Source organism: Micromonospora sp. R77, from assembly GCF_022747945.1.
In the GTDB taxonomy this organism is placed as follows: Bacteria; Actinomycetota; Actinomycetes; order Mycobacteriales; family Micromonosporaceae; genus Micromonospora.
In genome coordinates this window covers 6,575,476-6,589,548 of the sequence record NZ_JALDST010000001.1, presented here as the reverse complement: position 1 = coordinate 6,589,548, position 14,073 = coordinate 6,575,476, and the positions used below count along the sequence as shown (strand labels likewise).

Below are 14,073 nucleotides of genomic sequence, written 5' to 3'. Positions count from 1 at the left end.
CACCGCACCTAGTGTCCTAGGACGCATTAGCGGTAGTGCACCGGGTCACCGGGGTACAGGAGCAAGAAAGACGCCTCGGCCCTACGGGCCGACACAGCACCGATCAGAGCGGCGGCCCGGTCGATGCCTGAAGACATCGGATCCGGCAGGCTGCGGCGACGAGACCCCGGCCCGTGGCGCTGTGGACGTATGTCAGGACCAGCGCGCCGGCGAGCACGCCGAGAGGAAGCCGGGCAGCACGGCAGTCACCAGTTCCAGGACAGGAAGGTGGAGACAGGACGAAGAAGGATGTCGCCGGTCCGCGTCGGGAGCACCGGGCGCAGCGTGACGGTCGTGCTTCGAGTGCAGCAGCGGCCCTCCGTCCCTGGTCGGGGCGGAGGGCCGCTGGGGCTGGCAGCGAAGGGGCCCTGGTGGTGGGCCTCAGCGCTCGATGGTCAGTCGTCGCGGTGCGTGGTCCACCACTGCTGGCCGGTCTCGGGCAGGGTGTCGATCGGGTCGTAGTAGGCGTAGCGCTTGTTGAGTGCTTCGAGGTCGGCCGACTCGATGGAGGTGCGGTAGTTCTTGGTCCAGTACGAGATGCCGCGCTCGCGGTCGTACTCGGTGAGCATGTGCACCCAGCGCTTGCCGACGAAGGGTACGTCGCAGACGATCCGCGGGGTGGCGTAGCCGGGCAGGTAGCCCATGATGTCGTGCTGGAGCTGCTGGGCGTGCCAGACGGGGACCCGCCAGTGCTCGGCGTTGGGGATCATGTCGCACATGTAGAAGTAGTACGGCAGGATGCCCGCCTCGCCCTGGAGGGCGAAGCACAGGTCGAGCAGGTCGGGTGCGGTGGCGTTGACGCCGCGCATGAGGACGCCCTGGTTGCGGACGTCGCGTACGCCGACGTCGAGGGCGGTCTGGGCGGCCTTGGCGACCAGTGGGGTGATCGACTGGGCGTGGTTGACGTGGGTGTGGATGGCCAGGTTGACGCCGCGTCGGGCGGCGGTGCGGGCGACCCGCTCCAGGCCCTCGACCACGTCGTGCTGGAGCCAGTGCTGGGGCAGGCCCATGAGGGCCTTGGTGGCGAGCCGGATGTCGCGGACGGTCTCCAGTTCGAGCAGCCGCATCAGGTACGACTCGAGGTTCTTCCACGGCACGTTGGCCACGTCACCGCCGGAGACGACCACGTCGCGAACGCCGGGGTGGGCCTTGAGGTAGGCGATGTGGGCGTCGTAGCGGTCGACGGGCTTGAGGGTGAGCTTGAGCTTGTCGACGGCGGGGGTGGAGTTGCCGACGAGGTCCATCCGGGTGCAGTGGCCGCAGTACTGCGGGCAGGTGGAGAGCAGCTCGGCGAGGACCTTGGTGGGGTAGCGGTGGGTGAGGCCTTCGGCGACCCACATGTCGTGCTCGTGGAGCGAGTCACGGCTGGCGTAGGGGTGGGAGGGCCAGTCGGTGCGCCGGTCGGAGGCGACGGGGATCATGTAGCGCCGGATCGGGTCGGCGAGGAACGCCTCGGTGGTCATCGGCTGATGCGGCACCATCGTGTTGACCATCTGCGGCGGCACCAGCATCGACATGGTGGCCAGGGCCTTCTGGTCGGCCTCGAGGTCGGCGTAGAAGGTCTCGTCGACGAGGTCGCCGAGGACGGTGCGCAGCTGCTTGATGTTCTTGACGCAGTTGACGCGCTGCCACTGGGCGTTCTCCCACTGTTCGCGGGTGACGTGTCGCCAGCCGGGGAAGCGGGTCCAGTCGGGTTCGACCAGGGGGCTGCGGCGGTATTCGTAGGGCTGTCCGGCGGTGGGGACTGCGACCGGCGTGGAGCGGGGCGCGGGGATGGTCTCCACGGGTTGGGTCTGGGTCACGGCCCCTCCTCGGGTGGTGCGGTTGATCAGCGGCCCCGAAGGCTACTGGAAAATATCCGGCGAAGAAATTAGTCTGCCGGAAGTTTTCCCGTTACGCGAGCCCAGGCCGGGGCTTCGAGCGGCTGGACAGGGGAGGTCGGCGTGACGTCACCGGTGGGTCTGCACCGCGTCGTGGAACCGGCGGGGGTGCTGCCGCAGGCGGCCTGGCGGCTGGACGCGCGCCCGGAGATCGCCGCGAACGAGGTGCGGATCCGGGTGGAGCGGCTGAACCTGGACGCGGCGAGTTTCCGGCAGCTGTCGGAGAAGCACGGCGGGGACGGTGAGAAGGTCCGCGCCGAGGTGCTGGACATCGTCTCCACCCGGGGCAAGATGCAGAACCCGGTGACCGGGTCGGGCGGCATGCTGATCGGCACGGTGGAGGAGGCGGGCCGGCGGTCCCCGTTGGGGCTGCGGGTCGGCGACCGGGTGGCGACGCTGGTGTCGCTGACGCTGACGCCGCTGACGATCCTCGACGGGTTGGCCCGCTGGGACGGGCGCAGCGAGCAGGTGCCGTGCGACGGGTACGCGATCCTGTTCGCGCGGTCGATCGCCGCGGTGCTGCCGGCGGACCTGCACCCGGAGTTGTCCCTCGCCGTGCTGGACGTGTGCGGTGCGCCGGCGTTGACGGCGCGGGTGGTGGCCGAGCACGTGGCGCGGCGGCAGCGGGAGGATGATCCGCGGCCGGTGTCGGTGGCGGTGATCGGTGGGGCCGGCAAGAGCGGGTCGTTGTCCCTCGCGGCGGCGCGGCGGGCGGGCGCGGGTCGTACGGTCGGGGTGGTGCCGGTGGCGGCGGAGCGGGACGCGCTGGAGCGGGCCGGTCTGGCCACGGGCGTCGCGTTGGCGGACGCCCGGGATCCGGTGGCGCTCTCCACGGCGGTGACGACGGCGCTGGGGACGCCGGCGGACGTGACGGTGGTGTGCGTGGACGTGCCGGGTTGTGAGCACGGGGCGGTGCTTGCCACGGCGGACGGCGGCACGGTGATCTTCTTCTCGATGGCGACGAGTTTCGCGGCGGCGGCGTTGGGTGCGGAGGGCCTGGCGGCGGACGTGACGATGCTGGTGGGCAACGGGTACGTGCCGGGGCACGCGGAGTTGGCGTTGGAGTTGTTGCGGTCCGAGCCGGGGGTGCGTGGTCTCTTCGAGTCCCGGTTGGCGGCAGACTGAGGTCATGACGAACCCCTCGACGTTGTACCGCGGCGGCGTGCTGCACTGTCCGGCCGACCCCACCGCGACGGCGCTGCTGGTTTCCGGTGGCCGGATCTCCTGGTTGGGTGCGGACGCGGAGGCGCCGGCCGCGGACCGGGTGGTGGACCTGGGTGGTGCGTTGGTGACGCCGGCGTTCGTGGACGCGCACGTGCACGCCACCGACACGGGGCTGGTGCTGTCGGGGCTGGATCTGTCCCGGGTGCGTTCGGCGGTGGAGTTGTTGGACGCGGTGTCGGCGTTCGCGGCGGGGCTGCCGGGTGACGCGGTGGTGCTGGGGCACGGCTGGGACGAGTCGAGCTGGGTGGACGGCCGGTTGCCGGACGCGGCGGAGCTGGACCGGGCGGCCGGGGGTCGGCGGGTGTACCTGTCGCAGGCGTCGATCCATTCGGCGTTGGTGTCGCGGGCGTTGCTGGCGGCGTGTCCGGAGGCGGCGGCGACGCCGGGGTACGACGAGTCGGGCTGGTTGCGGCGCGACGCGCACCATGTGGTGCGGGCGGCGGCGCAGGGGTCGGTGACCCGGGCGCAGCGGGTGGCGGCGCAGCGGGCGGCGTTGGCGCACGCGGCGTCGTTGGGGATCGCGGCGGTGCACGAGTGCGGTGGGCCGGAGATCTCCGACGAGGAGGACTTCACGGGGTTGCTGGGCATGTCCGGGGCGGGTGTGCCGGAGGTGTACGGCTACTGGGGTGAGTTGTCGGGTGCGGCGCGGGCCCGGGAGTTGGGTGCGGTGGGCGCGGGTGGGGATCTGTTCGCGGACGGGGCGTTGGGGTCGCGGACGGCGCACGTGTCGGCGGCGTACCTGGACGGGGATTCCTGTGGGCACGGTTACCTGTCGGCGGAGCAGGTGCGTGATCATCTGTTGGACTGTGCGGCGCACGGTATGCAGGGTGGTTTCCACGCGATCGGTGACGCGGCGATCTCGACGGTGCTCGAGGGTTTCGCGGGGGCGGCGGAGAAGGTGGGGGTGGATCGGCTGCGGGCGGCCCGGCATCGGGTGGAGCACGCGGAGATCATGAACAAGCGGATGATCGCGGGGTTCGTGGAGTTCGGGATCGTGGCGAGCATGCAGCCGGCGTTCGACCGGTTGTGGGGTGGCGCGGGCCGGATGTACGAGTCGCGGTTGGGGTTGTCCCGGTCGTTGGAGTCGAACCCGATGGGGGCGATGCACGGGGTCGGGGTGGCGTTGGCGTTCGGGTCGGATTCGCCGGTGACGCCGTTGGATCCGTGGGGTTCGGTGCGGGCGGCGGCGGCGCATCACAATCCGTCGCAGCGGATGAGTGTGCGGGCGGCGTTCGCGGCGCACACCCGGGGCGGGTGGCGGGCGGTGCACCTGGACAACGAGGGTGTGTTGGCGTTGGGGGCGCCGGCGACGTTCGCGGTGTGGTCGACGCCGGCGGGGGTGGATCGGGGTTTGCCGGTGGTGCAGGCGGCTGATCCGGAGGTGCGGGGTGCGGACGATCCGACGCCGTTGCCGGTGTGTCGGCGCACGGTGCTGCGCGGTGAGGTCATCTATGAGGAAGGCGTTTCGTGACAGGGAAGCTTGACCTGGATCCGGTGCTGGTGGCGCGGGCGCGGGAGTTGGCGCGGCGGGCGGGGCAGCCGGTGGTGGATCTGGCGCGCAGCCACACGACGGTGTCGGTGGAGCGGGCGGTGCTGCGGTTGGCGGGGGTGACGGGCGCGGATCCGGATGGCATTCCGTGGGTGAACCGCCTGGTGGACGCGGTGGTCGCGGATGTGGGCCTGGGGTACGGGGTGGCGGCGCCGGTGTTCGACGCCCTGCTCCGGGAGGACATCTCGGATGTGACGTTGCTGGCGCAGAAGGCCGCGGCCGGGTCGGTGCGGTTCAGCCAGCCCACCGGTAAGGCGGCCACGGCGGCGCGGCGGGCGGCCCGCAAGGCGGTGGGCGCCGGGGTCCGGCAGGTGGACCGGCGGCGGGTCGAGCGGGACCGCCTGGTGAAGCGGTACGGGGATCCGAAGCAGCGGCCGTGGATCTATCTGATCGTGGCGACGGGTGACATCTACGAGGACATTCCGCAGGCGCAGGCGGCGGCGCGGGCGGGTGCGGACGTGATCGCGGTGATCCGGTCGACGGGTCAGTCGCTGTTGGACTACGTGCCGGAGGGCGCGACGCGGGAGGGGTTCGCCGGCACGTACGCGACGCAGGAGAACTTCCGGCTGATGCGGGCGGCGTTGGACTCCTCGTCGCGGGAGTTGGGTCGGTACGTGCGGCTGACGAACTACGCGTCGGGTTTGTGCATGCCGGAGATGGCGACCCTGGCCGGCCTGGAGCGGCTGGACATGATGTTGAACGATTCGATGTACGGGATCCTGTTCCGGGACATCAACCCGATCCGGACGTTCGTGGACCAGCGGTTCTCGCGGCAGGTGCACGCGCGGGCGGGGATCATCATCAACACCGGTGAGGACAACTATCTGACCACTGCGGACGCGGTGGACGAGGCGCACACGGTGACGGTGTCGCAGCTGCTGAACGAATATTTCGCGCACGAGGCGGGGTTGGCGGACTGGCAGTTGGGGTTGGGGCACGCGTTCGAGATCAACCCGGATGTGCCGGAGTCGTTCCGGTTGGAGTTGGCGCACGCGTTGTTGGCGCGGGAGTTGTTCCCGGACGCGCCGTTGAAGTGGATGCCGCCGACGAAGCACATGACGGGTGACGTGTTCCGGGGGAACCTGCTGGACGGGTTCTTCAATTTGGTGGGCACGATGACGGGGCAGGGCATCCTGCTGGTGGGGATGATGACGGAGGCGGTGGTGACGCCGTGGTTGTCGGACCGGGACATCGCCCTGCAGAACGTGCGGTACGTGTTGAGCGCGGCGGGTGGGTTGCACGAGGATTTCGTGCCGGCGCCGGGTGGGTTCATCCAGCAGCGCGCGAACCGGGTCCTCGGTGAGGCGTTGGATCTGCTGGAGCGGATCGGGGAGCAGTCGTTGTTGACGGCGATCGCCGAGGGCACGTTCGGGATCATGAAGCGGCCGGCGGACCGGGGTAAGGGCCTGGACGGGGTCGCGAAGCACGAGGCGGGCTACTACAACCCGGCGACGGAGATCCTGGAGCGGGCGGCGTGAGCGACAAGTCGATCGTGCGGCCGTACGGGGACACCACGGGTGACGGCATGGTGCAGGTGTCGTTCACGTTGCCGGTGCCGCACGACAAGCGGGCCGAGGGCGCGGCGGTGCAGTTGGCGAACAAGATGGGCATCGACCCGGCGATGTTGGTGCACGCGAAGCCGATGAGTGACGGGTTCACCTTCTTCGTGGTGTACGGGCGGGTGAACCATCTGGTGGACCTCTCCCAGGTGCAGGTGGTGGAGCGGGACTTTCCGCTGCTGTCGGCCAAGGAGGTCAACGCGGTGGTGAAGCAGAAGTTGCGGCGGAAGCTGTCGGTGGTGGGGGCGTGCATCGGCACGGACGCGCACACCGTGGGCATCGACGCGATCCTGAACGTGAAGGGCATCGCGGGGGAGAAGGGCCTGGAGTACTACCGGGAGTTGACGGTGACGAACCTGGGTGCGCAGGTCAGCGTCCCGGAGTTGGTGGAGGCGGCCCGGGTGGCGAAGGCCGACGCGGTGCTGGTGTCGCAGGTGGTGACGCAGCGGGACGCGCATCTGCACAACACGCGGGAGATGTCGGCGGCGTTCCGGGAGGCGATGCCGGCGGGGAAGCGGCCGCTGCTGATCGTGGGTGGGCCGCGGTTCGACGAGACGATGACCGACGAGTTGGGCGTGGACCGGATCTTCGGGCGGGGCACCACGCCCGGTGAGGTCGCCAGTTACCTGGTCCACGCGTTGATCACCGACAGGAAGGCCAAGCGATGAGCGACCCCCGGGTCGGGTTGACCGTCACCCACCGCCGGTATGTGCCGTATTCGCACGCGCACTACGCGGGGAACCTGGTGGACGGGGCGTACGCGTTGGGGTTGTTCGGGGACGTGGCGACGGAGGTGTGCATCCGTACCGACGGTGACGAGGGGTTGTTCGCGTCGTACGCGGATGTGCAGTTCCGGGCGCCGATGAAGGCGGGTGACGTGCTGGAGGTGACGGCGACCGTCACGCGGGTGGGTACCCGCAGCCGCACCATCGACTTCACGGCGCGGGTGGTGTGCCGGGGCCGCCCGGACAAGGGCGAGTCGGCGGCGGAGGTGTTGGCCGAGCCGATCGTGGCGGTGACCGCGACGGGCACGGTGGTCGTGCCACCGGCGGCGTGAACGTCGCGGTCTGCGCCGACGTCGGTTCCACGTACACGAAGGCGGCGGTGGTGGACCTCGACGCGGGCGCGCTGGTCGCGGCGGCGTCCGCGCCGACCACGGTCGGCTCGGACGTGCTGCACGGCTTGGACGCGGCCGTGGGCGCGGCGACCGCGGGCCTCGGGGTCCGCGACGTGCCGTGGTACGTGTGTTCGTCGGCGGGTGGGGGGCTGCGGCTGGCCGTGATCGGCTACGAGCCCCTCGTCACCGCGCAGGCCGGCCGGCGGGTGGGCTTGTCGGCCGGGGCGAACGTGGTGCACGTGGCGGCCGGGCGGCTCGGTGCGGCGGACCTGACGGCGCTGCGCGGTGCCCGCCCCGATGTGGTGCTGCTGGTCGGCGGCACCGACGGCGGTGACGCGGAGACGTTGACGCACAACGCGACGCGGCTGGCGAAGGCCCGCTGGCGGGTGCCGGTGGTCCTGGCGGGCAACGTCGACGTCCGCGACGACCTGGGTGACCTGTTGGCCGGGGCGGGGGTGCCGGTGACGGTGGCCGACAACGTGTTGCCCCGGATCGGGGTGCTGGCGCCGGCGTCGGCGCGGGCGGCGATCCGGGAGGTGTTCCTGCGGCACGTCATCGGCGGGAAGCGGCTGTCGCGGGGTGGCCGGTTCGCGCGGCTGGTGCGGGCCGCGACCCCCGACGCGGTGCTGACCGGGGTGGAGGTCCTCGCCGACGCCGTCGGTGGGGACCTGGCCGTGGTGGACGTGGGGGGCGCGACCACCGACGTGTACTCGGTGCTCACCCCCGACGAGCGGGCCACCGGCCCGGGCCGGGAGGTCGCCGGCACCCTGTGGCGGGCCCGGACCGTCGAGGGCGACCTGGGCATGCGGTGGAGCGCGCCCGGCGTGGCAACGGCGCCGCCGCCGAGGAACGTCTGCTGGTCGCCGGCGAACAGGACGACCTGGCCGCGGCGGCGCGGTGCGGGCCGCTGGATCCGGGTTTCCTGCCCGGCGACGACACCGACCGGGCGGTCGACGCGCGGATCGCGGCGCTGGCCGCGACGGTGGCGTTGCGGCGGCACGCGCGGGGCAAGGCGATCGCCGGGAACGGGCTGGTCGACCTGGACCGTGCGGCTGCTGGTGGGTTCCGCGGGGTGTTGCGGCACGCGCAGGCGGACGCGGCCGGGGTGCTGGTGCGGTGCTGACCGACTATGCGGCGGTTGGCCGTTGCCGCGGGCGGCGCGGCCCGTCGTCGACGTGGACTACGTGCTGGCCGCCGGTGGGCTGCTCGCCGACGACCATCCGGGGGCGGCGCGGGCGTTGCTGCGCCGGCACCTGGACCGGTGAGCGCACCGACGGTCAGCCCATCGAGACGCGCCGACGCGACACGCCGTGGCGCAACACACGACAGGCCGGGGTGGGTTGACAACGGGCGGGGGGCAGCACGTACCGTCTTTGAGTCCTACCACGGGAAGCGGCTGTTGTTCGCTTCGTCCCTTCGTCCGCTGGCCGAGCGACCTTCATAGTCGCGGCGGCCAGGTCCAGCGGGCGGGGGTCGGCGGGGCGGCGCGAACCGGCCGCGGTTACCGGTGTACGGGCAGGGTGAAAGGCACGGCCAGTAGACAACGGCCAGGCGGGGGCAGCCAGTCCACGTCGGGTCGGTCCGAAGGTCGGCGCCGTTCACTCTCGCCCCACCGGCCGGGAAGGGCCTGGGAGCATCGGGGCGCGGCGTGAGCCGCGCCCCGATTTCGTTGCCGTCCACGCCCGGGTCAGGGGTGCCAGGACTCCAGCAGGTCGGCCAGGAGCACCGGCTGGCTCATGGCGAGCAGGTGCCCGCCGGGCAGCACGGCGGGCTCGATGCCCAACCGTTCGCGGGCCAGGCGGCGCTGGAACTCCAGCGGGAAGAGCCGGTCGTCGCGGCCGGAGACCACCCGGGTCGGCACGTCCGGCCACCGGCGCAGCGGGTTGGGTCGGGTGAACACCGATTCGGACTCCGACGCCCGGTCACCGGCCAGCAGCGACGCGGCCACCTCGTCGGGCACGTCGTGCAGGAAGTCCACCACCAGGTCCACCGGGGCGTCCGGGTCGCGGCCCTGCGCGGCGGCGTACGCGGCGCGGGCCGGGCCGTGGCCGGTCGCGTCCCCCCACTCGCCGGGGGTCTCCCCGGGGGCGGGGATCATCGGGTTGAGCAGCACCAGCAGCCGCACCGCCGGGTGGTCGGCCACCAGCGGCGCGGTGAACGCGCCGAGCGACTGGGCGACCAGCACCACGTCGTCGTGGCCGTCGACGGCGGCGCGGACGACGGCGGCGTATTCCGGCAGGGCGGCCCGCTCGTCGGCGGCGGGTAGGTCCACCGGCACCACGTCGTGGCCGCGGCGGCGCAGTTCGGTCGTCAGGGGCTGCCAGAACGCGGCTTCGCCGCCGGCCCCCGGGATCAGCACGTAGGTCGTCGCCATGCCCGCCACCCTGCCAGCCGGGTACGACAGTCCGGGTGGTGGTCAGCGGCCGGTGGGGCGGCGGACCACGACGACGTCACGGTCCTGGTACCCCGCCGCCGCGGCTGATCGGCGCGGCGACCACCACCGACGGTGCTACCGGGCTAGGCTTCCCGGTATGACCAGACCGGTGCGGAAGCTGTCGATCTCCGTTCCGCCGGACGTCGCCGAGCGGCTGGAACGCGAACCCAACGCCAGTGCCTACCTGGTGGAGGCGGCGCGGGCGCTGATGCGCCGCGAGGCGCTGAGCGCCGAGCTGGCGCACCAGGGCATCCCGGTGACCGAGGAGGGGGTGACGCGGGCGCGGGCGGCCCGCGCCGCCGTGGACGCCGCCTGGCCGTCGGAGCGCTACCAGGCGGTCCGTGAGCGGGTGCAGGCCGCGATCGACACCGAGGCCACCGGTGCCGCGCGGGCGCCGGCCGCGGACGACGCCCGACGCGCCGCCGGTACGGCTGGTGCTGGACCGCTCCGCGCTGCTGGCGTACCTGGCCGGATCGGTACACGTGGGCGAGCCGCTGCACGAGGTGATCGCCGACGGGGTCCGGTTCGGGGTGACCGCCGTGACCGCCGCGGAGACCCTCGCCGTCGTGGACGACCCGAAGGACCGGGCGGCGCTGGGCCGGCTGCTCGGTCTGGACGCGTGCGCCGTGCTCCCGACGGCCGCGGCGTCGTGGCAGGAGTTGGCGTACTGGCGGGGCTTCACCGGCCGGGTGGACCTGGCGACCACCGTGCTGGCCTGCCTGGAGCACGACGCCCCGATCCTGACCGGGGAACCGCGCTACGGCGACGGGGACCTGCCGGTGATCCACCTGCCCGACTAGGCCGCCACCGGAGCGACGCCGGGCGGGCCGGGACGGGTAGCCTTCGGCGCGTGATCGTGGTGAGGTGCCGGTGACGACGCTCGACCGGGAAGAGACGCGGGCCACGGACGGGGCCCGAGACGCCGGGAAGCCCCGTCCCCTGAGGTTGACGGTGGCCGTGCCGCTGGCCGTGGTGGCCGGGCTGGCGCTGCTGGCCGCGTTCCCCCCTTACGGGGTGTGGCGCCGCTCGCGCCGGTCGGGGTGGCGCAGCTCGCCGCCGCCGTGCACCGGCGGTGCGCCGCGGCGTCGGCTGGCCGGGCTTCCTGGCCGGGGTGACCCTGTTCGCGCCGCTGCTGGAGTGGACCAACCTGCACACCGGCTACCTGCCGTGGGTGCTGCTGTCGCTGCTGCAGGCCGGCTACCTGGCGCTGCTGGGCGCGGCCGGCGCCTGGGTGTCGCCGCTGGTCGACCGGTACCGGGCGGCGTGGCCGGCGGTGACCGGGGTGCTGTGGGTCGGGCAGGAGGCGCTGCGGGACCGCACCCCGTTCGGCGGGTTCCCGTGGGGTCGGCTGGCGTTCAGCCAGGACTCCTCGCCGCTGCTGCGGCTCGCCGCGCTCGGCGGCGCGCCGCTGGTCACGTTCGCGGGGTGGCGCTGATCGGCGGACTGCTGGTCACCCTCGGCTGGCGGCGCTGGCGTCCGGCTTCGCCGTGGCGGCCGAGCAGGCCGCCGCCGCGCTCGTCGCCGTCCTCGCCGTCGGCCTGGCCGTGCCGGCCGGGTAGCCGCGGCGGCGGCGACACCGTCACCGTCGCGATCGTGCAGGGCAACGTGCCCCGTCTCGGGCTGGACTTCAACGCCCAGCGGCAGGCCGTGCTCAACAACCACGTCGACGCCACCCTGGCACTCGCGGCGCAGGTCACCGCCGGCGCGCAGGCCCGCCCCGACCTGGTGGTGTGGCCGGAGAACTCCAGCGACATCGACCCGCTGCGCAACCCGGGCGCCGGCTACCGGATCTCCCAGGCCGCCGACGCGATCGGCGCGCCCATCCTGGTCGGCGCGGTGCTGCTGGGCCCCGGCAAGGGGCAGGTCCGCAACGCCGGCCTGCTGTGGCGGCCCGGCAGCGGCCCCGACCTGGGGCAGTTGTACACCAAACGGCATCCCGTCCCGTTCGCCGAGTACGTGCCGCTGCGGGACATCGCCCGCAAGGTCAGCGCCGAGGTGGACCGGGTGCGCTCCGACTTCGTGCCCGGCACCACCCCGGGCGTGCTGGCCGCCGGGCCGGCCACCCTCGGCGACGTCATCTGCTTCGAGGTCGCCTACGACGGCCTCGTCCGCGACACCGTCACCGGCGGGGCGCAGCTGCTGGTGGTGCAGACCAACAACGCGACCTTCGACGTTGCCGAGGCCCGCCAGCAGTTGGCCATGGTGCGGCTGCGCGCCGTGGAGCACGGCCGCGCCGCGTTGATGGCCTCCACGGTCGGGGTGTCCGGGTTCGTTGCCCCCGACGGGCGGGTATCCGGTGCCACCGGATTCAACACCGCCGAGGTGGTGGTCCGGCAGATGCGGCTCGGGGACGGGCGTACCCCCGCCACCCGGGCCGGGGTGTGGCCGGAGGTGGCGCTGACGGTGTTGGCCGTCGCGGCCCTGGCCGGCGCGGCGGTGCTGCGCCGCCGCCGGGAGGTCACCCCCGGCTGAGCAGCGACGCCGGCGGAAGGCGGGACAGTGGTGAGCCAGGCAGCCGACACCGTCGGCGGGGTGGGACGCGTCGTCGTGGTCGTGCCCACCTACAACGAGGCCGACAACGTCAGCGGGATCGTGGCGCGGGTCCGCGCCGCCGCGCCGGCGGTGGACGTCCTGATCGCCGACGACAACAGCCCCGACGGCACCGGCGCGGTCGCCGACGCCCTCGCCCGCACCGACGAGCGGGTGCACGTGCTGCACCGGCCCGGCAAGGAAGGCCTCGGCGCGGCCTACCTGGCCGGGTTCGCGTGGGCGCGGCAGCGCGGCTACGACGCGGTGGTGGAGATGGACGCCGACGGGTCGCACGCCCCGGAGGACCTGCCGGCGCTGCTGGCCGCCGCCCGCGACGCCGACGTGGTCATCGGGTCCCGGTGGACGGCCGGCGCGCGGGTGCTGAACTGGCCCCTGCGGCGGCTGCTGCTGTCACGCGGCGGGAACCTGTACGCGCGGCTGGCGCTGGGCATGCCGGTCTCCGACGCCACCGGCGGCTACCGGGTGTACCGGTCGACGGTGCTGGACGCGATCGACCTGACGTCGGTCCGGTCGCAGGGCTACTCGTTCCAGGTGGAGCTGTCCCGGCTGGCGCACCGCGCCGGGGTGCGGATCGTGGAGGTGCCGATCACCTTCGCCGAGCGGGAACGCGGCGACAGCAAGATGAGCCCGCTGATCGTCGCGGAGGCGCTGTGGCGGATCACCACGTGGGCGGTGCAGGACAGGCGGGCGGCGGTGCGGCGGCCCCGACGGTCGGGCCGGTGGCCCTGAGCGGGGACGTGTCATGCTGGAGGAGCGGGTTGACTCCCACGGCAGATGAGGTGAGATGCGCCGAGTACTGAGGTTCGTGCCGCCGGCCCTGCTGCTGCTCGCGGTGCTGGAGCTGGCGGTGTTCGTCCTGGTGGGGCGGGGGATCGGCTACGGCGCGGCGGTGCTGTTGATGTTCGCGGCGTCGCTGCTGGGGTTGGTGCTGGTGCGCCGGGAAGGGTTGCGCGCGTGGCGGGGCTTCCGGGCCGCGCTGGAATCGCGGCAACCACCGGGACGGCAGGTGACCGACGGCCTGGTGGGCCTGCTGGGTGCCCTGCTGCTGGCGTTGCCGGGCCTGGTCAGCGGGCTGGTGGGGCTGTTGCTGCTGGTGCCGCCGGTGCGCCGGCTGGCCCGCTCCGGCGTGCAACGTGCCGCCGAGCGCCGGGTGTCGTCGATGACCGCCGGGGACCTGTTCGGGCCCCGTCGGGTGCGGGTGCGTCGCGGTGACCCGCAACCGACGACCGCCCCGACGGCCGCGCCGGTCACCGACCCGGGCCGCGCCATCGAGGGGGAGATCGTCGAGCCCGGCCGCCCCTGACCCACGACCACACGGAAGCGCCCCCGGGACGAGATCCCGGGGGCGCTTGCGTGTGTCACTGGTCAGGCGCGACCGCGTCGGGTGCGGACCTCCTGCAGCCGCTCGGCCAGGATGTCCTCCAGCTCGGCGATGGAGCGCCGCTCCAGCAGCATGTCCCAGTGGGTACGCGGCGGCTTGGCCTTCTTCTGCTCCGGCTCGCTGCCGTCGACCAGCCGGGCGACGCTGCCGTCGAACTTGCACTCCCAGGTCGTGGGGACCTCGGCGTCGACGGCGAACGGCACCTCGAACTGGTGTCCCTTGGCGCACAGGTACTCGCGGGTCTGCCGCGGCGCGAGCTCGGTGTTGCGGTCGGATTCGTAGCTCACCGCGCCCAGGCGGCTTCCGCGCAGCATACGCTCGCCCATGATCGACTTCCCCT

General features: G+C 73.0%; 11 protein-coding genes and 2 pseudogenes. 10 read left to right on the top strand and 3 right to left on the bottom strand.

Annotated features, from left to right (window positions below):
• Positions 1-434: 434 nt before the first annotated feature.
• Positions 435-1,841 carry a KamA family radical SAM protein gene (locus tag MRQ36_RS30650; RefSeq protein WP_242800208.1) on the bottom strand — a complete coding sequence of 469 codons (1,407 nt, stop codon included), beginning with the start codon at positions 1,839-1,841 and terminating at the stop codon, positions 435-437.
• 153 nt (positions 1,842-1,994) lie between these two features.
• Between MRQ36_RS30650 and MRQ36_RS30645 the strand changes: the two genes are divergently transcribed.
• The 6 genes and pseudogenes from MRQ36_RS30645 (at position 1,995) to MRQ36_RS30620 (ending at position 8,633) form a co-directional block, all read left to right on the top strand.
• Positions 1,995-3,044 (top strand): zinc-binding alcohol dehydrogenase, encoded by a 1,050-nt coding sequence (locus MRQ36_RS30645; RefSeq protein WP_308194990.1) that lies wholly within the window; start codon positions 1,995-1,997, stop codon positions 3,042-3,044.
• A gap of 4 nt (positions 3,045-3,048) precedes the next feature.
• Entirely contained in the window at positions 3,049-4,614 is a 1,566-nt protein-coding gene (locus MRQ36_RS30640; protein ID WP_242800206.1) for an amidohydrolase, read from the top strand.
• Entirely contained in the window at positions 4,611-6,170 is a 1,560-nt protein-coding gene (locus MRQ36_RS30635) for a lysine 5,6-aminomutase subunit alpha (protein ID WP_242800205.1), read from the top strand. The genes MRQ36_RS30640 and MRQ36_RS30635 overlap by 4 nt, the downstream gene beginning before the upstream one ends.
• On the top strand, positions 6,167-6,919 hold the full coding sequence (locus MRQ36_RS30630) for an OAM dimerization domain-containing protein (protein WP_308194947.1): 753 nt from the start codon (positions 6,167-6,169) through the stop codon (positions 6,917-6,919). The genes MRQ36_RS30635 and MRQ36_RS30630 overlap by 4 nt, the downstream gene beginning before the upstream one ends.
• Positions 6,916-7,308 carry a hotdog domain-containing protein gene (locus tag MRQ36_RS30625; protein WP_242800204.1) on the top strand — a complete coding sequence of 131 codons (393 nt, stop codon included), beginning with the start codon at positions 6,916-6,918 and terminating at the stop codon, positions 7,306-7,308. The genes MRQ36_RS30630 and MRQ36_RS30625 overlap by 4 nt, the downstream gene beginning before the upstream one ends.
• A pseudogene (locus MRQ36_RS30620) lies at positions 7,305-8,633 on the top strand (glutamate mutase L). Before MRQ36_RS30625 ends, MRQ36_RS30620 begins: the two are co-directional and overlap by 4 nt.
• A 422-nt stretch (positions 8,634-9,055) precedes the next feature.
• On the opposite strand, the gene MRQ36_RS30615 reads toward MRQ36_RS30620, so the two are convergent.
• Complete coding sequence (locus tag MRQ36_RS30615; protein WP_242800203.1) at positions 9,056-9,742, bottom strand: alpha/beta fold hydrolase; 687 nt, start codon at positions 9,740-9,742, stop codon at positions 9,056-9,058.
• Between the two features lie 494 nt (positions 9,743-10,236).
• Between MRQ36_RS30615 and MRQ36_RS30610 the strand changes: the two genes are divergently transcribed.
• The 4 genes and pseudogenes from MRQ36_RS30610 to MRQ36_RS30595 all read left to right on the top strand — a co-directional run bounded on the left by MRQ36_RS30610 (position 10,237) and on the right by MRQ36_RS30595 (position 13,655).
• The gene (locus tag MRQ36_RS30610; RefSeq protein ID WP_242801481.1) at positions 10,237-10,602 is read left to right on the top strand and encodes a hypothetical protein; all 366 of its coding nucleotides are present in this window, start codon (positions 10,237-10,239) and stop codon (positions 10,600-10,602) included.
• 50 nt (positions 10,603-10,652) lie between these two features.
• A pseudogene (gene lnt, locus MRQ36_RS30605) lies at positions 10,653-12,274 on the top strand (apolipoprotein N-acyltransferase).
• Between the two features lie 30 nt (positions 12,275-12,304).
• Positions 12,305-13,081, top strand: a complete 777-nt coding sequence (locus MRQ36_RS30600; protein WP_242800202.1) for a polyprenol monophosphomannose synthase — start codon at positions 12,305-12,307, stop codon at positions 13,079-13,081.
• A gap of 55 nt (positions 13,082-13,136) precedes the next feature.
• Positions 13,137-13,655, top strand: a complete 519-nt coding sequence (locus tag MRQ36_RS30595; RefSeq protein ID WP_242800201.1) for an FxsA family protein — start codon at positions 13,137-13,139, stop codon at positions 13,653-13,655.
• 62 nt (positions 13,656-13,717) lie between these two features.
• Here MRQ36_RS30595 and MRQ36_RS30590 read toward each other — a convergent pair whose 3' ends face one another.
• Complete coding sequence (locus MRQ36_RS30590) at positions 13,718-14,059, bottom strand: RNA polymerase-binding protein RbpA (protein WP_046564157.1); 342 nt, start codon at positions 14,057-14,059, stop codon at positions 13,718-13,720.
• Positions 14,060-14,073 lie beyond the last annotated feature (14 nt).